Source organism: Desulfocurvus sp. DL1XJH-121, assembly GCF_054819825.1.
Window position 1 is genome coordinate 72,819 of sequence record NZ_JBTVWW010000007.1, and the last position, 20,101, is coordinate 92,919.

Annotated in this window: 14 protein-coding genes; 11 read left to right on the top strand and 3 right to left on the bottom strand. The window is 66.7% G+C overall.

Annotated features, from left to right (window positions below; translation table 11 throughout):
* Positions 1-14: 14 nt before the first annotated feature.
* From ACYYG1_RS06765 to ACYYG1_RS06805, 9 genes are all read left to right on the top strand, one after another.
* Entirely contained in the window at positions 15-1,055 is a 1,041-nt protein-coding gene (locus tag ACYYG1_RS06765) for a peptidylprolyl isomerase (protein WP_461209532.1), read from the top strand.
* A 23-nt stretch (positions 1,056-1,078) separates the two neighbouring features.
* Complete coding sequence (locus tag ACYYG1_RS06770) at positions 1,079-2,098, top strand: SurA N-terminal domain-containing protein (RefSeq protein WP_461209533.1); 1,020 nt, start codon at positions 1,079-1,081, stop codon at positions 2,096-2,098.
* Between the two features lie 27 nt (positions 2,099-2,125).
* Positions 2,126-3,064: a helix-turn-helix domain-containing protein gene (locus ACYYG1_RS06775; RefSeq protein ID WP_461209534.1), complete on the top strand. Its 939-nt coding sequence runs from the start codon at positions 2,126-2,128 to the stop codon at positions 3,062-3,064.
* A 16-nt stretch (positions 3,065-3,080) separates the two neighbouring features.
* Positions 3,081-3,827 (top strand): DNA repair protein RecO, encoded by a 747-nt coding sequence (gene recO / locus ACYYG1_RS06780; RefSeq protein WP_461209535.1) that lies wholly within the window; start codon positions 3,081-3,083, stop codon positions 3,825-3,827.
* Positions 3,828-4,075: 248 nt separating this feature from the next.
* Positions 4,076-4,945, top strand: coding sequence for a glycine--tRNA ligase subunit alpha (glyQ, locus tag ACYYG1_RS06785; protein ID WP_461209536.1), 870 nt, complete (start codon positions 4,076-4,078; stop codon positions 4,943-4,945).
* Between the two features lie 27 nt (positions 4,946-4,972).
* A complete protein-coding gene (gene glyS, locus ACYYG1_RS06790) occupies positions 4,973-7,057 on the top strand; it encodes a glycine--tRNA ligase subunit beta (RefSeq protein WP_461209537.1) in 2,085 nt (694 codons plus the stop codon).
* A gap of 125 nt (positions 7,058-7,182) precedes the next feature.
* On the top strand, positions 7,183-7,446 hold the full coding sequence (rpsT, locus tag ACYYG1_RS06795; protein ID WP_461209538.1) for a 30S ribosomal protein S20: 264 nt from the start codon (positions 7,183-7,185) through the stop codon (positions 7,444-7,446).
* A gap of 155 nt (positions 7,447-7,601) precedes the next feature.
* The gene (gene trkA, locus ACYYG1_RS06800) at positions 7,602-9,008 is read left to right on the top strand and encodes a Trk system potassium transporter TrkA (RefSeq protein WP_461209539.1); all 1,407 of its coding nucleotides are present in this window, start codon (positions 7,602-7,604) and stop codon (positions 9,006-9,008) included.
* Between the two features lies 1 nt (position 9,009).
* A complete protein-coding gene (locus ACYYG1_RS06805; RefSeq protein ID WP_461209540.1) occupies positions 9,010-10,458 on the top strand; it encodes a TrkH family potassium uptake protein in 1,449 nt (482 codons plus the stop codon).
* 858 nt (positions 10,459-11,316) lie between these two features.
* Here ACYYG1_RS06805 and ACYYG1_RS06810 read toward each other — a convergent pair.
* The 3 genes from ACYYG1_RS06810 to ACYYG1_RS06820 are packed head-to-tail and all read right to left on the bottom strand — an operon-like array spanning position 11,317 to position 16,448.
* Positions 11,317-13,704 (bottom strand): FAD-dependent oxidoreductase, encoded by a 2,388-nt coding sequence (locus ACYYG1_RS06810; RefSeq protein WP_461209541.1) that lies wholly within the window; start codon positions 13,702-13,704, stop codon positions 11,317-11,319.
* Between the two features lie 15 nt (positions 13,705-13,719).
* Positions 13,720-15,354, bottom strand: a complete 1,635-nt coding sequence (locus ACYYG1_RS06815) for a glutamate synthase-related protein (RefSeq protein ID WP_461209542.1) — start codon at positions 15,352-15,354, stop codon at positions 13,720-13,722.
* The gene (locus ACYYG1_RS06820) at positions 15,318-16,448 is read right to left on the bottom strand and encodes a class II glutamine amidotransferase domain-containing protein (protein ID WP_461209543.1); all 1,131 of its coding nucleotides are present in this window, start codon (positions 16,446-16,448) and stop codon (positions 15,318-15,320) included. Before ACYYG1_RS06820 ends, ACYYG1_RS06815 begins: the two co-directional genes overlap by 37 nt.
* A gap of 446 nt (positions 16,449-16,894) precedes the next feature.
* Between ACYYG1_RS06820 and yajC the strand changes: the two genes are divergently transcribed.
* Both yajC and secD read left to right on the top strand, forming a co-directional pair.
* Entirely contained in the window at positions 16,895-17,251 is a 357-nt protein-coding gene (gene yajC, locus ACYYG1_RS06825) for a preprotein translocase subunit YajC (protein ID WP_461209544.1), read from the top strand.
* Positions 17,252-17,437: 186 nt separating this feature from the next.
* On the top strand, positions 17,438-20,083 hold the full coding sequence (gene secD / locus ACYYG1_RS06830) for a protein translocase subunit SecD (protein WP_461209545.1): 2,646 nt from the start codon (positions 17,438-17,440) through the stop codon (positions 20,081-20,083).
* Positions 20,084-20,101 lie beyond the last annotated feature (18 nt).

The following is a 20,101-nucleotide window of genomic DNA, read 5'->3' on the forward strand; positions in this document are numbered from 1 at the left end:
GGCTGCATTTCTTTATGAAACGAATTCTTCTTGCCTGCATCGTCCTGGCCTGGGTCCTGGGCTCCCTTTCGGGGTGCGCCCCGGAGCCGGACGCCAAGGGCGTGGTGGCCCGCGTCAACGGCCGTCCCGTGACCATGGAGCGGCTGCAGGTCCGCTACGACTTCAAGAAGCTTTCCGTGGCCGCGGACAACCCCAGCGTGGCCGCCCTGAAAAAGGAATACGGCCACATCCTCGCGGACATCGTGGTGGAAGAGCTGGTTTCCCAGGAACTGGAGGCCAGGGGCCTGGCCGTGACCCCCGAGGAGCTCGCCGAGGCCGAGGCCGACATCCGTTCCGACTATCCCGAAGGCGCCTTCGAGCAGGTCCTGGTGGAGGAGTACATCGACATCGAGAGCTGGCGTCAGGAGTTGCGCTCCCGCCTGACCATGGAGAAGTTCTTCCACGAGGTCCTGCGTCCCGGCATCACCATCGGCTACGAGGAGGCCGAGGCCTACTACCGCGAACGCATCCAGGACTTCTTCCTGCCCGCGCGGGTCCGTTTCCACCTCGTCAGCGGCCCCAGCCGCGACGCCATCGAGAGCGCCATGCAGAGCTACCGCAGCGGCGAGTCCATCGAGGACCAGCCCGGCAAGTTCGACCGCGTGCACGTGCGCGAGGTGCGCGTGCGCGAGGACCAGTTGACTGTGACCTGGAAGAACGCCTTGAAGGGCCTGGGCCCGGGCGAGGCCAGCTCGGTCATCGCGGACAAGGGCGGCTACGAGGTCCTGATCTACGACGAGACCATCCCCGCGCGGGTGCTGGACCCGTCCCAGGCCTATCCCGTGGTGGAGCGCATGCTGGTGGACGCCAAGCTGCGCGAGGCCTTCGACCACTGGCTGGAGGGCAGGCTGGCCACGGCGGACATCAGCGTGTCCGCGCTGCTGCCCATGAACGCCAAGGACGAGGCCGCCCAGGCCGACACCGGCGAACCGGCGGCCGAGACCGTTCCGCCCCAGGCCCAGGACATGCCCGGAGAAGCCCCGCCTTCCGACGAGGAAAAAGCCCCGGCCCCCTGAGGGGAGATTGCCAAGCGCCGGGATTGATTGTACCAAAAACAGCGATTCGGCCCGGCCGGGCCCCTTCGGCCCCGGGCATTCCGAACATCATTTCAAGGAGACCGAATTTGTTGGCGATCACACGTGCCGTCGTCCTCGTGACGATGATCCTGGCCGCCCAGGCGGCCCTGGCGGGCGAAGTCGTGGACCGCATCGTCGCCGTTGTCAACGGCGAGATCATCACCCTGTTTGAAGTCAACGAACATCTCAAGCCCATGCTGGCGCGCTTCAAGGGCCGCGAGCTCAGCGAACAGGACAAGCAAGGCATCGCCCATGCCCGCAAGGAGCTTCTGGACAAGATGATCGAGGACAGGCTCCTGGATCAGCAGGTCAAGAAGCTGGGCGTGACCGTGGCCGAATTCGAGGTCGAGAACGAGCTGGAGCGCATCCGCACCCAGAGCAAGCTCGACCCCGAGGACTTCGAGCAGCAGCTCAAGCTCGAAGGCCTGACCGTGGACCAGATGAAGCAGCGCATCCGCGACGACATCCTCAAGCACCGCCTGCTGGGCGCCATGGTCAAGCGCAAGGTGGTGGTCAGCGAGGAGGAGGTCCGGGCCTACTACGACGCGCACAAGGCCGACTACATCCAGGCCAGGAACGTGGACCTGTCCGTGATCCTGGCGCCCTCGCTGGCCCAGGCCGAGGAGCTGGCCCGGCGCATCGCCAAGGGCGAACTGACCTTCGAGGACGCCGCGCGCGAGTATTCCCAGGGACCCGGAGCGGCGCAGGGCGGAAGCCTGGGCACCATGGACTGGCCCGATCTGGCTCCGGACTGGCGCGACGCCCTGGTGGGCGTCCAGACCGGCGGCATGAGCAAGCCCTTCGACTTCCGGGGCTTCGGCGCCGTGCTCAAGCTCAACGCCGAGGCCGGCGGCGGCGAGCGTCCCTTTGAGGACGCCAAAAACGAAATCGACAAGAAGCTCTACCAGCAGCAGTTGGAGGAGCGCTTCTCGGAATACATCCAGGGACTGCGCGAGAACGCGGTCATCGACGTGAAGCTGTAGCCCGAGGGCTCGGCATTGGAGCACGACATGGACATCAAGGAAATGGGCCACAATCTGCAGGCCGCCCGTGTAAACAAGGGCCTGACCGTGGACGACGTGGTCCAACGGACCAAGATCAGCAGGAACAACGTGCTGGCCATGGAGGCCGGCGATCTCACCGCGCTGCCCCACCCCGTGTACGCCAAGGGGTTCGCTCGCAACTACGCCAAGCTCCTGGGCCTGGACCCCGAGGAATACGCCCAGGCCATGGGCCGGGAATTCCTGGCCGAGGACAACGTGGCCCCGGCCCTGGAAGAGGGCGAGGCCGTGGAATCCATGTCCCGCGAAGTGGTCCGGGGCGGCAAGGGCAAGTGGATAGCCATCGTCCTGCTGCTCCTGGCCGTGGCCGTGGGCGTGGCCCTGGTGTACGGGAACGCCTTGCTGCCCAAGCCCGCGCCCAAACCTGCCGCGTCCTCGCAGCCCGCGCCCCAGGAGGAGCCCCAGGCCGCCCACGCGGAGAAGAAGCCCCTGTTCCCGGCGCCCGAGGCCGCGCCGCAGCCCGAGGCTCCGGCGGACGAAGCCGTTCCGGCCGCCGCTCCGGACGAAGAGCCCGCCGCCAAGCCCGAGGCCGCCATGCCGGCGGCCCCGGCCGCGGCGGCCGTCGAGGCCAAACCCGAGGCCCCCGTGGCCGCGCCCGCGGAGCACCACGCGGCCCTGGCCCTGGCCCAGGACGGGCGGAGGCACGTGGCGGTCTCCGCCGCCGAGGCCTGCTGGATCCTGGCCCAGGTGGACGGCGGCGACGACGAGGGCGGCGTGACCGTGGACATCATGCTCCAGCCCGGACAGACCAAGGTCCTGCGCTACGCCCGGACCATGACCATGAAGCTGGGCAACGCCGGGGGCGTCCACGTCGAGCTGGACGGCAAGCCCTTCGCCTACGAGGCCCAGTCCGGGCAGGTCAAGACCCTGGTTTTCCCCGAGCAGTAGCCTGCGGGGGGCGGCCATGGAATTCACCGAGCGTTCCCTGATCCTCAAGGTGGGGCGCTTCCGCGAAATCGACCTCTGGATCAGGCTGGCCACGCCCTCGCGCGGGGTGCTCACGGCCTTCGCCTTCGGCGGGGCCAGGAGCCGCAGGCGCTTCCTGGGCTGCCTGGACCCCCTGAACCACGTCCTGTTCCGCTTCAAGAAAAACCCGCGCGGGGACTACCTGTACCTCATGGAGGGCTCGCTCATCAGCGGGCACCCGGGGCTGCGCACCAACCAGCGCCGCCTGGGGCAGGCTGCCAACTGTTTGAAATTCTTTGAAACAGCCCATGAGAATCCTGCGGCCGCCGAGCCGGGGTTCGAGCTCTTCTCCTCGGCCCTGGCCATGCTCGACGCAGACGGGGACGTGTCCACCATGTTCCCGGTGCTGTTCCGCGCCAAGACCGCGTTTCTCCAGGGCTACGCCCCGGACTTCGCCACTTGCCCCCGCTGCGGAAAAGACTTAATGGACAGCGTTGCGCCCGTCTTCCTGGTGGAAGAGGGGCGCGCGGCGTGCGCGGCGTGCGCCACGGGGCCGGGCCGCCGCATCCCCCTGGGGAAGGAGGCCGTCGGCGTTTTGCGCGCCGTGAACCGGGGCGGGCCCGAGGACTGGGGCCGTCTCGATCCCTCTCCCGTAGCGCGCAGGCAGGTCTACGACGCCGTGGACGCCCTGGTCCGCTACCATCTGGGGCTGGCCTGGAAGGACGGTGGCTTCCGGCCTGTTTGACAGGCTGTTGAAATTTTATGTTTTCGACCAGTCAGTCGAGACGCCCCCGGGATGCGAATTTTGCCCCCAGTGGGCTTTGCGTAAGCAGATTGTTGAAAAAGTCGTTTGCGCAGGCCGTTCAAAAACAGTGAGATGCAAGGCGCAAGGACAATTCAAGACCGACGCGTACTCCCCGTACGCGAGGGTTTGAATTGTTCGCAGCAACGCCGCAGATCGCTGTTTTTCAACGGCCTGCTAAGGAGTCAAGAATGCATTTCCAAGACGTGATCCTGGCCCTGCAGAACTTCTGGGCCGGACGCGGCTGCGTGATCCAGCAGCCCATCGACGTGGAGTGCGGGGCGGGGACCTTCAACCCCGCGACGTTCTTCCGGGTCATCGGCCCCGAGCCGTGGAAGGTGGCCTACGTCGAGCCCTCCCGGCGGCCCACGGACGGCCGCTACGGCGAGAACCCCAACCGCCTGCAGCACTATTTCCAGTTCCAGGTGATCCTCAAGCCCTCCCCGGACAACGTCCAGGAGCTGTACCTGGACAGCCTGCGGGCCCTGGGCATCGATCCCGCCGGGCACGACATCCGCTTCGTTGAGGACAACTGGGAGTCCCCGACCCTGGGCGCCTGGGGCCTGGGCTGGGAAGTCTGGCTCAACGGCATGGAGATCACCCAGTTCACCTACTTCCAGCAGGTGGGCGGCATCGACCTCTCCCCCGTGAGCGTGGAGATCACCTACGGCCTGGAGCGCATCTGCATGTACCTCCAGGAGAAGGAGAGCGTCTACGACCTGTCCTGGAACGGGAACGTGACCTACGGCCACGTGTACCACCAGAACGAGGTGGAGCAGTCGCGCTACAATTTCGACCTCTCCGACCAGGACATGCTGCTCAAGCTCTTCGACATGTACGAGAAGGAATGCCAGGCCCTGTGCGGACAGCGCCTGCCCTGGCCCGCCTACGACTACTGCCTGAAGTGCTCCCACAGCTTCAACCTGCTGGACGCGCGCGGAGCCATCTCCATCACCGAGCGCATGGCCTACATCCTGCGCGTGCGGTCCATGGCCCAGAAGATCGCGCACCTCTACGCCGAGCAGCGCGAGGAAATGGGCTACCCCATGCTCGCCAAGTAGGCGGCACAGACCAAAGGACGCAGCAACATGCCGACATTGATACTCGAAATTGGCGCCGAGGAACTCCCGGCCCGGTTTTTCCCCAAGCTTTCCGATGACCTGGGGCAGCTCATCGCCTCGGGCCTGGACGAGGCCATGATCCCCCACGGGGAGGTGACGACCTACGCCACCCCGCGCAGGGTGGTGGCCCTGGTGGCCGACGTGGCCGAAGCGCGCGACAGCGTGGAGGAGTTGGTCACCGGCCCGCCCAGGCGCGTGGCCTACGACGACGCCGGCGAGCCCACCAAGGCGGCGCAGGGCTTCGCCAAGACCCAGGGCGTGGACATGGCCGACTGCTTCATCCAGCAGACGGACAAGGGCGAATACCTGGCCGCGCGCAAGACCGTGGGCGGCGGGGCGAGCCTCGATTTCCTGCCCGCCGTGTGCGAGGCCGCCGTCAGCGGCCTGCAGTTCCCCAAGAAGATGCGCTGGGGCTCCCTGGATTTCGGCTTCGGCCGCCCGCTGAAATGGCTGCTGGCCCTGTTCGGCGGCAAGGTCGTGGAATTCGAGCTGGCGGGCCTCACGTCCGGCCGCTCCACCTGCGGCCACCGCGTGCACGGGCCCGGGCCCTTCGAGGTCGCCGACGCCGACGCCTACATGGGCGTGGTGCGCGACAAGTGCCGGGTGATCCTGAACCGCGAGGAGCGCCGCGCCCTGATCCGCGCCGAGGCCGACAAGCTGGCCGCCCAGGCCGGGGGCAGGGTGGTCTGGAACGACGACCTGCTGGACGAGGTCGTGGGCCTGGAGGAATGGCCCGTGGTCATCCTCGGGGACTTCGACCCCTCCTTCCTGGAAGTGCCCCGCGAGGCGCTCCTGACCAGCATGGAGAGTCACCAGAAGAGCTTCGGCGTGGAAGGGCCCGACGGCAAGCTGCTGCCGCATTTCATCCCCACCCTGAACCTGGAGCCCAAGGATCCCGCCCTGGTCAAGAAGGGCTGGGAGCGCGTGCTGCGCGCCCGCCTGGAGGACGCCCGCTTCTTCTGGAAGACGGACCTGGAGGCGGACTTCGACCAGTGGCTCAAGGGCCTGGACACGGTCATCTACCTGAAGGGCCTGGGCAGCATGGGCGACAAGACCCGCCGCCTGGAGGCCCTGGCCGGGGCCCTGGCCCGCGAGGCCGCACCGGAGCTCACGGACGACGCGGCCCGCGCCGGACGCCTGTCCAAGGCCGACTTGGTCACGGGCATGGTGGGTGAATTCGACGAACTGCAGGGCATCATGGGCGGCATCTACGCGGCCAGGAAGGGCGAGTCCCAGGCCGTGGCCGACGCCCTGTACCAGCAATACCTGCCCGCCGGGCCCGCCAGCCCGGTGCCCGCGAGCCTGGCTGGGGCCGTCCTGTCCATGGCGGACAAGGCCGACTCCCTGGCGGGCTGCTTCGGCCTGGGCAAGGTGCCCACCGGGGCCAACGACCCCTACGCCCTGCGCCGCGCGGCACTGGGCATCATCCGCATCCTGCTGGCCTTCAACCTGCGCCTGGACCTGGAAGGGATCCTGCGCACGGCCCAGCAGTGCTACGCGGGCATCGACTGGAAGCTTTCGCCCGACGAGGCCCTGGCCAAGCTCATGGAGTTCTTCGCCGGACGCCTGCGCGCGCATTTCACGGGCCAAGGCTTCGAGACCCTGGTGGTGGACGCGGCCCTGGGCGCCGGGTTCAACGACCTGCCGGCCCTGGCCGGGCGCGTGGAGGCCCTGGCGGCCTTCGCCAAGCGCCCGGAGTTCGGCCAGGACGTCTTGACCTTCAAGCGCGCGGCCAACATCATCGTCAAGCAGGCCGGGGGCATGGACCTCACGGGCGCATACGACGCCTCCCTGCTCGCGGACGCCGAGGAAAAGGCCCTGGCCGCCCGCCTGGAGGAGATGATCCCCTCCTGGGACGCCCTGTGGGCTAAGGACGACTTCGCGGGGCTCCTGGACGTGCTGGGGCAGCTGCGCCCGGCCGTGGACGCCTTCTTCGACAACGTGATGGTCATGTGCGAGGACGAAACCCTGCGCGCCAACCGGCTGAACCTGCTTCAGGCCCTGGTCTCCAGGCTGGGGCGTCTGGCCGATTTCTCGGCCCTGCAGGTCTAGCCCGCCCCGGCGCGTGCGGTAAAAATCGCGCCCCAACGGTTGACAAGCGACCCTGAACGGTATAACTGCCTTGTCCCCACTGCTAAGGCCGACAAGGCAATCATTGATTATTAAGGAGCAAGACATTGGCCAACCATAAGTCCGCCTTGAAAAGGCACCGTCAGAGCCTGAAGCGCCGCGCCCGCAACCGCGCCGTGACCACCCGCATCAAGAACGTGGTCAAGGCCGTGCGCGCCGCCGTGGACGCCAATGACCAGGAGCAGGCCCAGGCCGCTCTGCTGGTCGCCACGTCCGTGCTGGACAAGGCCGCGAGCAAAAAGGTCATTCACGCCCGCCAGGCCGCCCGCCGGATTTCCAGGCTCAACCTGGCCGTGAACAAGATCGCCTAAGCTCGGGCGTCTATTGTTTTCGATTCCCAGCCCGCCGCAGCTGTGCGGCGGGCTTTTTGCGTGGGCCGCAGGGGCGGCCGCGCGGGCTGGATTTGCCGTGGCAATTCCGATACAAAGGCCCGGGGGAACGAGAGCATCAACAAAGTGAGCAGCCATTGAAGGTCATCATCATCGGCGCCGGAGAGGTGGGCTTCCACATCGCCCGGCGGCTGGCTTCCGAGAACAAGGACGTGGTCGTGGTGGACCGCAGCGCCGGAGCGCTCAAGCGGCTCATCGAGTACGTGGACGTGCAGACCGTGGAAGGCTCGGGCTCCGCGCCCGAGATTCTGGAAAAGGCGGGCGTGCGCGACGCGGACATCCTGCTGGCGGTCACGGACTCCGACGAGATCAACATCATCGCCTGCACCTTCGCCTCGGCCATGGCCCCGGGCATCCTCAAGCTGGCCCGCATCCGCAACGACGAGTACTCGGGGTCCGAGAGCCGCAAGGTCCTGGACATCCTGAAGATCGACAAGATCATCAACCCCGACGTGGAAGTGGTCAAGGCCATCGAACAGGTGGTCAGCGTGCCCGAGGCCGGGGAGATCAACGACTTCGCCGGAGGGCGGGTCAAGCTGGTGCGTTACCTTGTGGCCGAGGGGCCGGTGGTGGGGCGCAAGCTCATCCAGCTGCCCCAGGTCATGAACGGGGTGGGCGTGATCATCGCGGCCATCCTGCGCGACGAGAACCTGATCATCCCCTCGGGCGAGGACGTGATCCAGGCCGGGGACAGCGTGTACTTCGCCTGCATGCAGGAGGACGTGCGCACCATCATCGAGATTTTCGGCGGCCATCCGCAGCAGGTGCGCAACATCCTGATCATCGGCGGCGGGGACATCGGCTTCCGCCTGGCCTCGCAGCTGGAGCGGCAGAAGAAGCTGCACGTGCGCCTCTTGGAGAGCGACCCCGAGCGTTGCGAATGGCTGTCCCAGCGCCTGAACGGCACGGTGGTCCTCAACGGCGAGGGCCGGGACCAGGACCTCCTGCGCGAGGAGAACGTCAACGACATGGACCTCGTGGTCTGCCTCACGGGCGACGAGGAGACCAACATCCTGACCTCGCTCCTGGCCAAGAGCCTGGGCGCGCGCCGCGCCGTGACGCGCATCAACAAGTTCGCCTATTTTCCCCTGGTCCGGGCCATCGGCATCGAGAACCTGGTCAGCCCCCGCCAGAGCGCGGTGAACACCATCCTGCAATACATGCGCAAGGGGCACGTCATCTCCGCCGCCACCATCAAGGGCGACGAGGCCGAGGCCCTGGAGGCCGTGGCCCAGGAGAATTCCGACATCGTGGGCAAGGCCATCAGGGACCTGGACCTGCCCCGGGGCGCGCTGATCCTGACCATCCAGCGCGGCGAGGACGTGGTCTTCCCCTCGGGCGACTCCGTGATCCAGCCCGGTGACCGCATCGTGCTGCTCTGCACGCGCAAGCACATCGCGCGCATTGAAAAGCGCCTGGAGGTCAAGCTGGAGCAGCGCAGCGACATGCGCAGGCAGCTACGCAGCAGGGACAGGAACGTCTAGGATGCGCTGGCGGTACGCTCTGTTCGTGGTCGGCGCCATTCTGGTGTCCATCGGCATGACCATGCTCCTGGCCCTGGGTTGGGCCCTGTACTACGGGGACGAGGGCGTCCTGCCCCTGATGGAGGCCATCGTGGCCACCCTGGCCGTGGGCGGCGGGCTGTACAGCGTGTTCCGCGACCCCGAGGCCAAGCCCATGAACCACCGCGAGGGCATGACCATCGTGGCCCTGGGCTGGGTGGGCGCGGCCCTGTTCGGGGCCCTGCCGTTCCTGTTCGCCGGGACCATGCCCACCCTCACGGACTGCCTGTTCGAGTCCATGTCCGGGTTCACCACCACCGGGGCCAGCGTGCTTTCGGACATCGAGGCCGTGCCCCGCAGCCTGCTGTTCTGGCGCTCCTTCACCCACTGGCTCGGGGGCATGGGCATCATCGTGCTCTCCCTGGCCATCCTGCCGTTCCTCGGCGTGGGCGGCATGCAGCTCTACAAGGCCGAGGTGCCGGGCCCGGTGCCGGACAAGCTCAAGCCGCGCATCAAGGACACGGCGCTGTTGCTCTGGAAGGTCTACGTGCTGTTCACGGTGCTGGAGACCGTGCTGCTCTGGGGCGGGGGCATGGACCTGTTCGAATCCCTGTGCCACACCTTCGGCACCATGGCCACGGGCGGCTTCTCCACGCGCAACACCTCGGTGGCGGCCTACGACAGCGTGTACATCGACGTGGTCATCACGGTCTTCATGCTCATCGCCGGGGCCAACTTCACCCTGCATTACAACGTGTTGCGCGGGCGTCCCGCCATCATGTTCCGGGACCCGGAGTTCCGTTTCTTCATGGGCGTGTTCGTGGTCTGGACCGGGCTTTCGGCCTTTGCCGAATGGGGCCCGACCTACGAGGACCTGGGCTCGGCCCTGCGTTTTTCGTCCTTCCAGGTGGCCAGCATCCTGACCACCACGGGCTTCGCCACGGCGGACTACGAGCTGTGGCGGCCCCTGTCCCAGGCGCTCTTGCTGCTGCTCATGTTCCTGGGCGGCTGCGCCGGGTCCACGGGCGGCGGCATGAAGTGCATGCGCATCCTGCTGCTCCTCAAGATGGCCTACAGCGAGCTCTTCCGCCTCATCCACCCCCGCGCCGTGACCAGCGTGAAGCTCGGCCGCACCACGGTCAAACCCGACGTCCTGTCCTCCATCACGGGCTTCTTCATGCTCTTCCTGGGCCTGTTCATCGTCTCCTCGTTCATCCTGGCGTCCCTGGGCGTGGACGTGGTCACGAGCTTCGCCGCCGTGGTCGCCTGCATCGGCAACATCGGCCCCGGCCTGGGCGCGGTGGGCCCCACGGACAACTACGCCCACCTTCCGGACATGGCCAAGTGGGTGCTGATCTTCTGCATGCTCCTGGGGCGGCTGGAGATCTACACAGTCATCATCCTTTTAGTTCCCGAATTCTGGCGTAAGTAATCGCTCCGTCGCTTTTGGAAGCATTAGAGCTTTGTTGCCCGCGCATCCTCGTGTATGCGCGGGCTTTTTGTGTTCGAGGGAGGGGAGTCGTGGGGCAAAACCAATAGTGCCCACCCGCCCTCCCGTCGCGTTCCGCAACAGGTATGATGGGGTGGTTTGGGGGGCGGGCCTGCAGTGCTGCGGGCGCGCGACGCGGGAGAGGGGCGCTCCCTTCGAGGATTTGTCCCGCTGCGCGGCTGCGCCACAGACGCGGGCCCGCATCCAGGCGGTCGCACCCCTCTCCCGCGCCTCGCGCCTGGGCGTTGGCGAAAAGCCTCCCGGTCCGAGAACGCGACAGGAAAAAAGAAGAAGTATCCTACCTGACGATGGGATGGGGGCGCTCGCTAACAGCATACTTGTCCCCGTGTCGCCATACCGTTTGAGATGCTGCCCTACCAACTCCCTAAGCCCCGGCGCGCTGCCCGGCGCAGCGGCTGTGATGGAAATCAGCGAAGCGGAGCCGGGCTTGTGCGACGGGGCGGCATCACCTGTGCCGCGACACGAGTGGAAGAATCATTGAGGAACCGCACCATCGCGACTTCCCAGCGTCCCGGGCGGGTGCGGGGGGCGTAGCGGCTGGGATGGTAATCCCCGAAGCAAAGCCCTTCGCACCCGCCCGGGACGCGGCCGCGTCACCCATCTCCACACTCCCGACAAACCAACGCCCAACCCGCGAGGAATCGCGGCGGGAGGGGAGGGGGGGCAGAATTGGTTCTTCTCCGAGACTCTTCCTCCCCCGTGCAAAGAAAAAGCGGCCGCTCCCAACAGGAAGCGACCGCTTGTTCTCTTTAATTGCCGCGCCGCAAGGCGCATGCTCGCCTAACCCATCGGCGTATTCGCCACCAGCGTCCAAATCCCGCACGGACAGGCGTCGGCGCAGAACCCGCACCCGATGCATTTGTCGGGATTCGAGATCAGCTCGAAGTCATTCTCGCTGTCCACGCGGTAGATGGCGCCCTGGGGGCAGATGGTCACGCAGAGGCCGCATTCGCGGCACACGCCGCAACTGGCGCATTCGGAGGCGCAGTCGTTCACGCCCTCGAAGGCGGACTTGCGCGGGTCGAAGTACTCGAGCGTCATGCGCGAGTAGTCGATGGTCTCGGACAGGCGGCCCTCGTCGTCCACGTACTCCAGGCGCGAGCGCATGGCCTCGTCCATCTCCACGGGGTCGCCCAGGGGGCGCTTGCCCGAGAGGATGGCGTCCATGGCCACGGCGGCCTTGCGGCCGTCGCCGATGGCCTGGGTCAAGAGGCCCTGGCGCACCACGTCGCCGATGGCGAACACGCGCGGATCGGACGTCTGGAAGGCGCTGTTCACGGTCACGAAGCCGCGCTCCGTGGCGATGGACTCGGGCAGGAAGGCCAGGTCCGGCACGTCGCCGATGGAGATGATCACCGTGTCCGCGGGGATGAGCTCGCCGGTGGAGAGCACCAGGCCCTCGTCCGTGACCTCCTTGGAGAAGCAGGGCCAGCGGAAGCGCGCGCCGTATTTCTCGGCCTCCTGGCGCTCCTTGCCGAAGCTCGCGGGCTCCTGCACGTCGATGAGCAGGATGTCCTCGGCGCCCAGGCGTCCGGCCTCGCTGGCCACGTCGCAGCCCACGTTGCCCGCGCCGATGATCACCACGCGCTTGCCGGGCTTGGCCTCTCCGGCCTTGGCGGCCTTGAGGAAGGCCCCGGCGGGCACCAGGCGCTCCTTGCCGGGCAGGGGGATGATGCGCGGGGCCTGCGCGCCCGTGGCGATGACCACGAACTCGTAGTCGTCCTTGAGCTTCTCGAATTCGGCCTGCGTGAGGTCGTTGTCCAGCCGGGCGTGAGGCAGCACGCGGCGCACGCGCGCCAGCTCCGCCTCGAGCACGTCCACGGGGATGCGGTTCGAGGGGATCTGGGCCGTGATCTTGCCGCCCAGCTCCTTGTCGCGGTCGAAGACCGTGGCCTCGTGGCCCATGAGCCTGAGCTGCCAGGCCACGGAGATGCCGGCGGGGCCGCCGCCCACGACGGCGACCTTGTGCCCGGACAGGGCCGGAAGCTCGGGGTCTTTGGCCTCGATGCCCGCCTTGCCCAGGGCCTTGGCGTCCACGGGGGCCATCTTCTGGGTGCCGCGCGTGCAGCTGTCCATGCACAGGTTGGGGCAGAGGTGCCCGCAGACCGTGGCCGGGAAGGGCGTGTAGCCCATGGCCAGGTTCACGGCCTCCTCCAGCTTGCCCGCGCGGATCAGCCCCCAGCGCTCGCGCACCGGGATGCCCGAGGGACAGGCGCTCTGGCAGGGGGCCGCGTACTTGCGGTTCTCCCACACGGGCACGAAACGCCGCAGGTCGCCGCTGGGGATCAGCGGGATGGGCGAGCGGTCCAGGTTGGTCAGGTCGCCGATCATGCCGCCGCGACCCAGCTCCGCGTCCCAGACCTCCCTGTGGAAGGCGGCCATGGTCCGCCGGGGCGAGCCCTTGCGGTCCGTGGGCGTCAGGGCCTTGATCTGGCTCCAGTCGCCGCGCTCGGCCATGGCCTCGAAGGCCTCGGGGCGCTTGATGCGGGCCAGGAACTGCTTGAGGTTCTCCGTGAGCCAGGCCCAGTCCTCGTCGCTGATCTCCACGAACTTGGCGTCCTTGGTGGAGATGCCCTGGTGCGGGCCCCGGAAGAAGATGCGGCCGCCCACCATGCCCACGCAGGGCCGGTAGCCGAGCACGTTCTCGGGCTTGGACGCGTCCAGGCCGCAGATCACGGCGGTGCCGCCGGCCATGAACTCGGCGAAGTAGTCGCCCACGTCGCCCAGCACCCAGAGTTCGGGCGCGGCCATGCGCGGGTTCTGCTTGGTCATGGTCATGGCGCGCGCGCCGATGTTCCCGGCCACGAACACCTTGCCCTGGGCCATGGCGTTGCAGGTGCCGTTGCCCGCGTTGCCGTGGACCACGATCTGGGCGCCCGCGTTGAGCCAGCCCGTGTCGTCGCTGGCCGGGCCGTGGGATTCGATGAACGTGCCGGGGAAGCCCATGGAGCCCAGGCGCTGGCCCGGGGAGCCCTCGATTTCCACGTGCACGGGTTCGGTCTTGCTGATCCACAGGCGGCCGCCCAGGCCGTGCTGGCCGAAGGCCTGGATGCGGATGCTGCGCGCGCCGTCGGCCACGGCCTGCTGCACGCGCTCCTCCAGGATGCGCGACTCCAGGCGTTCGCCCTGTTCCTGTCCGCTGATGGTGATGCTATCGGTATTGGGCATTGTTCTCTCCAGTCTTTACACGCAGTAGCGGATCTGCAGTCTGTCGGCCGCGTCCTTGTCCGCGATGCCCAGGGCGTCGGACATGCCGATGGGCAGGGCCGTGGAACGCCCCAGGGGGGCGAGGATCTTGCGCATCTCCGAATCGAAGGAGAGGAAGACGTCCACCACGCGCTGGGCCACCTTCTCGGGGTCCAGGCGGCGGTACAGCCGGGGGTCCTGGCTGGTGATGCCCTTGGGGCACACGCCGATGTTGCAGACGTTGCAGCGGTCGCCCTCGTTGCCCAGGCAGCCGGCTGCGGCCTGCATCATGTATTTGCCCACCTGCACGGCGCTGGCCCCGAGCATGATCAGGGAAGCCGCGTTGGCCGCGAGGTTGCCGTTCTTGCCGATGCCGCCGCCCGCGATGAGCGGGAGCTCGTTCTGCTTCCCGAGCTTGCAGAGGTTCAGGTAGCAGTCGCGCAGGTTGGAGGCGATGGGATGGCCCATGTGGTTCATGGACACGTTGTAGGCCGCGCCCGTTCCGCCGTCCTCGCCGTCGATGGCCAGGCCCGCCGCGTACTTGTTGCGGGCCAGGTTGTTCAGCACGGCCAGGGACGTGGTGGTGGCGCTGATCTTGGGGTACACGGGCACGCGGAATCCCCAGGCCATGGACATGGACTGGATCATCTTGGCCACGGCCTCCTCGATGGAGTACTTGGTCTGGTGCGTGGGAGGCGAGGGCAGGGACACGCCCGTGGGCACGCCGCGGATGGCCGCGATGAGCTTGTTGACCTTGTGCCACATGAGCAGGCCGCCGTCGCCGGGCTTGGCACCCTGGCCGTACTTGATCTCCACGGCGCAGGGGTCTTCCTTCATCTCGGGGATGGCGTGGATGATCTCGTCCCAGCCGAAATAACCCGAGGCGATCTGCAGGATGACGTACTTGAGGAAGCGGGAGCGCAGCAGCCGGGGAGGGCAGCCGCCTTCGCCGGTGCACATGCGCACGGGCATGTTCAGCTCCTCGTTCAGGTAGGCCACGCCCATCTGCAGCCCTTCCCACATGTTGGGGGACAGGGCGCCGAAGCTCATGCCGCCGATCATCAGCGGGTAGATTTTGCGCACGGGCGGCATCCAGCCGTTCTCCTGGAAGAGCTTGAGGCCCTCCTCGGGGGCCTGGATGCGGCCGATCATGGTGGTCAGGTCGAATTCGTGGCGTCCGGCGTCCAGGGCCGGGTCCGTGAGCATGGAGATGCGCACGAACTTGATCTGGTCCAGGAGGCTGTTGCGATCATTGCGGCGGCCGCCCCGGGTGCGGGCCGCGCCGCCCTGGTTGGCATGCATGGCCAGCTTGGGCTGCTCCGCGCCGCGCACCGGGCCGATGGCGTCGTTGGGACAGACCAGGGTGCACATGCCGCAGCCCACGCAGGCGTGGGCCGGGTCGGTCTTCTGGCGGACGCCGTGGTAGATGCTGTAGCTGTTCTCGGCCTTCTGGGTCAGGCCCAGGGCCACCTTGACCTCGCGCTTGCGGTGGGTGCCCAACTCCAGGGCGCGCATGGGACAGACCGTGGCGCACTGGCCGCACAGGGTGCACTTGTCCTTGGCCCACTGGATCTGCCAGGGCAGGTCCTTGAGGCTTAACGTGCTTGGGCTAACGGCTGCGTTTGACGGCATATCCTGATCTCCTGGCAGTCTTTGGTGACGATGGCGGTGTCCAGGTGCATGGGCTGGAAGTCCTTGGTCTTGTCGCGCTCGGGGATGGCGGCGTCCAGCCCGCAGATCTCCGAGGAGAACGCGAACAGGCCGGGCCGCCCGCCGACCACGCCGGGGCGGAGCTTCTTGCGGTCCTGGACCATGAACATGGTCTTGTCGGGCAGGCAACCGATGACGCAGTTGGGCCCGTCGATGATCATCTTGCGGCAGATGGTCTTCAGATGCGTGAGGAAGGCGGCGTCCGGATGCTCGGCCAGCTCGCCGTCCCCCAGCGGGGTGATGACGTGCTTGTAGGCCTCGAGCGGCAGGTTCAGCCGCTTGGTGGCGTAGTGCAGGATGTGGGTGAAGACCTCGGAGTCCGAATGGTAGCCCTCGTAGCCCGGGATGCCCAGCCCCATCAGGTATTCCTTGATGGGGATGAAGGCAGTGTTCTCGCCGTTGGTCATGGTGCAGATGCCCTGGATGAAGAACGGGTGGCAGGCGTAGAGGTTGATGGCGTAGTTGGTGTTCTGTCTGCCCTGGGCCAGGATCTGGCGGGCGTGGAGCTCCTCGCGGTCAACGTTCAGGTACTGGCCGACCTTCATGGGGTCGCCGATCTCCTTGATCATGACCACGTCGGGCCAGAAGCTGAAGACGGTGATGTCCTCGTTGTCCAGGCCCATGTGCTTGAGGCGGAGGCGGGTCTGCATGGTGCGCAGTCCGATCTCCTCATCGGACAGGGATTTCCAGTCCGCGGGGATGTCGTAGGCCGCCACCAGATAGACGTCGCGCTGGGGCGTGCCGTCGGGCGGGGTGTCGTCCTTGTCCCAGGCCAGGCGATAGCGCAGCTTGAACCCGCGCTCGGACATGTAGTTGATGAGGCGTTCCTCCCCCCGGGCCGTGAAGATGCCCGAGAGGATGGGACAGCCGTTAAGCTTGCCCAGGGGCCCGCCAAGGCCGGAAAGGAACAGGCCGACCCCGGAGCCGTCGTGGCCCTCGCGCATCACGTCCAGGGCCTGAATGGCCCGCATGGGCGAGACGGGGTCGGTGCTGGTGAGTGCGAATAAGCGGCACATCGAGGTAAACTCCCTGCAATCAGAAGGGGTTGGAGTGAGTGTGCCGGGATACGAAGGCGCAGGACGCACGTTCCCGGAGCCGGAGCCGATGGCGTGTCCGTCCTTATAGGACGGGCACAAATGACCGATTATCGGGGGAACCATTTGTATAGGAATCAAAACTACGAGTCCAGAGAACGGGGTGGGCAATTTTTTTCGAATTTTGTGAATCTAAAATTTTCTTTTCTGTGAATAAAATGCAAAAAGCCCTCGGAGGCGTCTTCGAGGCTCCGCATCCTTGCCTCGTGCCCGGGCCCCGGGGGGATTTGAGTTGACGAAAGAACTAGGACGATTTAACAGGACGCGATGCGGTTTCCGACCGCGCAGCGCCCGGGTGGGGCGCATCTTATAGTCAACGAATTGCTCCGTGGCCCACGGAGCTCTGCCAACCCAGTTTAGGAGGCCAGATGTTCTTCGCAGAAGTTGCCCACGCCATGGGCGCCCAGGGCGCGCCCGGCGCCGACGCCGGCAATCCCCTGATGTCCATGATGCCGCTGATCCTGATGTTCGTGATCTTCTACTTCCTGCTGATCCGTCCGCAGCAGAAGAAGGCCAAGCAACACAAGGAAATGCTCGGCGGCCTGAAGAAAGGCGACAAGGTGCTGACCAGCGGCGGCCTGTACGGCCGCATTTCCGCCATCGACGGCGACGTTCTGACCGTGGACCTGGGCAATGGCCTGGAAGTGGAGATCAACCGCGGCTTCGTGTCCACCATGGCCGACCGCGCTCCCAAGACCGCCAAGCCCAAGGACGAAAAGAAGTAGGGCAAGCCCGGGGCGCCGGAGCCTCCGGCGCCAACCGAGCGGCCGAGAGCCCGCCGCACAAGCCCCGTGGCGGGGCCGCGGCGGGCTTGCCTTTGGCGTGCAAGCGGATTATCAATCCCTGTTTTCGCGAGTCCCGCGGCGAAGCGAGCTTCGCTTTTGTTTTGAACGGACCTTCTAGGAGCTAAGATGAAAGGCACCCTGCGCTTACGAATTCTGACGGCCCTTGTCGTGGGCCTTCTGGGCCTTGCCTGGGCCCTGCCGAGCTTCGTGCCCAAGGGCGGAGCACTGGATTCCATGTTGCCCGACGACGAGATCAGCCTCGGTCTGGACCTCAAGGGCGGCGTGAACCTGACCCTGGAAGTGGACGTGCCCAAGGCCGTGGACTACGCTCTGGGGCAGATGGCCCAGGACATCAAGGCCAGCGCCCGCGACGAGAAGGTCGTGGTGGTCCGGCCCAAGGTCCTGCCCGGCGAGAAGGTCGAGTTCTTCGCGGTGCGCGCGGACATGGCCGAGACCCTGGACACCTACCTGAGCGACCACTACAAGGGCTCCCTCGTGGTCACGGCGCGCGAGCCCCAGAGCGACGGCGGCGTGCGCTACGTCCTGGGCATGACCCCCGAGTACCGCAAGCGCATCCAGGGCCTGACCGTGGACCAGGCCGTGAAGACCATCCGCAACCGCATCGACCAGTTCGGCGTGACCGAGCCCGACATCCGCAAGCAGCAGGGCGCGCGCATCCAGGTGCAGCTGCCCGGCCTGGACGACCCCAAGCGGGCCATCGAGATCATCGGGCGCACCGCGCATCTCGAATTCCGCCTGGTGGAGGACGACCTCAGCCCCGAGCAGGCCAAGGTCAAGGGCCTGGACGTCCTGCCCCTGAAGAAGCTCCTCCCCGACGGCAGCTACAAGACCGAGTCCATCGTGGTGCAGAAGGAGGCCGCCCTCTCGGGTGAGTACATCTCCAACGCCGGCGCCAACTTCGACAATTTCGGCCAGGCCTACGTGAACCTGACCTTCAACGCCGCCGGGGCGCGCAAGTTCGCCCGCATCACCGGCGAGAACGTGAACCGCCGCCTGGCCATCGTGCTGGACGGCGAGGTCTATTCCGCCCCGGTGATCCGCGACAAGATCGCGGGAGGCCGCGCCCAGATCACCGGCCACTTCAGCACCGACGAGGCCCACGACCTGGCCGTGGTCCTGCGCTCGGGCTCGCTGCCCGCGCCCGTGAAGGTGCTGGAAGAACGCAGCGTGGGCCCGTCCCTGGGACAGGAATCCATCGACAAGGGCATCACCTCCACCGTGGTGGGCTTCGTCCTGGTCCTGGGCTTCATGGCCCTGTACTACGGCTTCGGCGGCATCATCGCCGACATCGTGCTGCTCCTGAACATCGTGCTCATCATGGCCGGTCTGGCCGCCTTCGGCGCCACCCTGACCCTGCCGGGCATAGCGGGCATCATCCTGACCATCGGCATGGCCGTGGACGCCAACGTCATCATCTTCGAACGCATACGCGAGGAACTCAGGCGAGGGCTCTCCACGGCCCAGGCCGTGGCCGAGGGCTATGGCCGCGCCACCCTGACCATCCTCGACGCCAACGTGACCACCATCATCGCGGCGGTGATCCTCTACCAGTTCGGCACCGGCCCCATCCGGGGCTTCGCCGTGACCCTGACCCTGGGCATCATCGCCTCCATGTTCACGGCCATCTTCGTGTCGCGGATCCTCTTCGACCTCTGCCCGAAGATCAAGAAGCCCGTGTCCGGCCTGACCATCATCCGCCCGGGCACCAAGATCGACTTCATCGGCCGCCGCAAGCTGGCCTTCGGCCTCTCGGCCCTGGTCATCGCCGTGGGCCTCGCGTCCCTGGCCGTGAACGGCGGCCCCAAGTACGGCATCGACTTCGCCGGCGGCATCACCGTGCAGGTCAAGGCCGACCACGAGGTGGAGATCGGCTCCCTCAAGGACGCCCTGGCGGGCAGCGGCCTCAAGGACGCCGTGGTCCAGCGCCTGGGCCTGGATGAGGATCACGAGTTCATGATCCGCATCTCCGAGAAGGACCGCACCACCGACCAGGTGCGCACCATGGTGGAGGACGCCCTGGCCAAGACGCCGCAGGGCTCCTTCGAGATCCAGCGCCAGGAGATGGTCGGCCCCAAGGTGGGCGCGGACCTGCGCGCCAGCGCCCTGGAGGCCATGTTCTACGCGGTGCTGCTCATCGCCATCTACATCTCCGGGCGCTTCGAGGCCCGCTGGTTCGTGTCGGCCATCATGGCCGCGGTCCTGTCCGGCGGCGTGTACCTGCTGGGCCTGGCCAGCGTGCCCCTGAGCCTGCTCATCGTGGCCGCCCTGGCCATCACCCTGGGCCTGTGCTGGTACTTGAGGCTGAACTACGCGCTGGGCGCGGTGGTGGCCCTGATACACGACGTGATCATCACCGTGGGAGTGTTCTCGCTCCTGGGCAAGGAGTTCGACCTGACCATCGTGGCGGCGCTGTTGACCATCATCGGCTACTCGCTGAACGACACGATCATCGTCTTTGATCGCATCCGCGAGAACCTGCACGGCAAGAAGAAACCGAGCTTCAAGGAGATCATCAACACCTCCGTGAACCAGACCCTGTCGCGCACGCTGCTGACCTCCGGCACCACCCTGTTGGTCGTGCTGGCGCTGTTCTTCTTCGGCGGCGGCGTGATCCACGACTTCGCCTTCGCGCTCCTGGTGGGCGTGGTGGTGGGAACCTACTCCTCGGTCTTCGTGGCCAGCCCGATCCTCATGGGATTCGGCCCCAGCCGCGAGCCCGAGAAGGAGCCCCCCGCGGAAGTCGAAGCCTAAGGCTTGCATCCGTTCATT

Bases quoted from the DNA above. Each gene is read 5' to 3' on its own strand.
- ACYYG1_RS06765 (WP_461209532.1), top strand. From the start codon at position 15: ATGAAACGAATTCTTCTTGCCTGCATCGTCCTGGCCTGGGTCCTGGGC.
- ACYYG1_RS06775 (WP_461209534.1), top strand. From the start codon at position 2,126: ATGGACATCAAGGAAATGGGCCACAATCTGCAGGCCGCCCGTGTAAAC.
- recO (WP_461209535.1), top strand. From the start codon at position 3,081: ATGGAATTCACCGAGCGTTCCCTGATCCTCAAGGTGGGGCGCTTCCGC.
- glyQ (WP_461209536.1), top strand. From the start codon at position 4,076: ATGCATTTCCAAGACGTGATCCTGGCCCTGCAGAACTTCTGGGCCGGA.
- glyS (WP_461209537.1), top strand. From the start codon at position 4,973: ATGCCGACATTGATACTCGAAATTGGCGCCGAGGAACTCCCGGCCCGG.
- ACYYG1_RS06805 (WP_461209540.1), top strand. From the start codon at position 9,010: ATGCGCTGGCGGTACGCTCTGTTCGTGGTCGGCGCCATTCTGGTGTCC.
- ACYYG1_RS06810 (WP_461209541.1), bottom strand. From the start codon at position 13,704: ATGCCCAATACCGATAGCATCACCATCAGCGGACAGGAACAGGGCGAA.
- ACYYG1_RS06815 (WP_461209542.1), bottom strand. From the start codon at position 15,354: ATGCCGTCAAACGCAGCCGTTAGCCCAAGCACGTTAAGCCTCAAGGAC.
- ACYYG1_RS06820 (WP_461209543.1), bottom strand. From the start codon at position 16,448: ATGTGCCGCTTATTCGCACTCACCAGCACCGACCCCGTCTCGCCCATG.
- yajC (WP_461209544.1), top strand. From the start codon at position 16,895: ATGTTCTTCGCAGAAGTTGCCCACGCCATGGGCGCCCAGGGCGCGCCC.
- secD (WP_461209545.1), top strand. From the start codon at position 17,438: ATGAAAGGCACCCTGCGCTTACGAATTCTGACGGCCCTTGTCGTGGGC.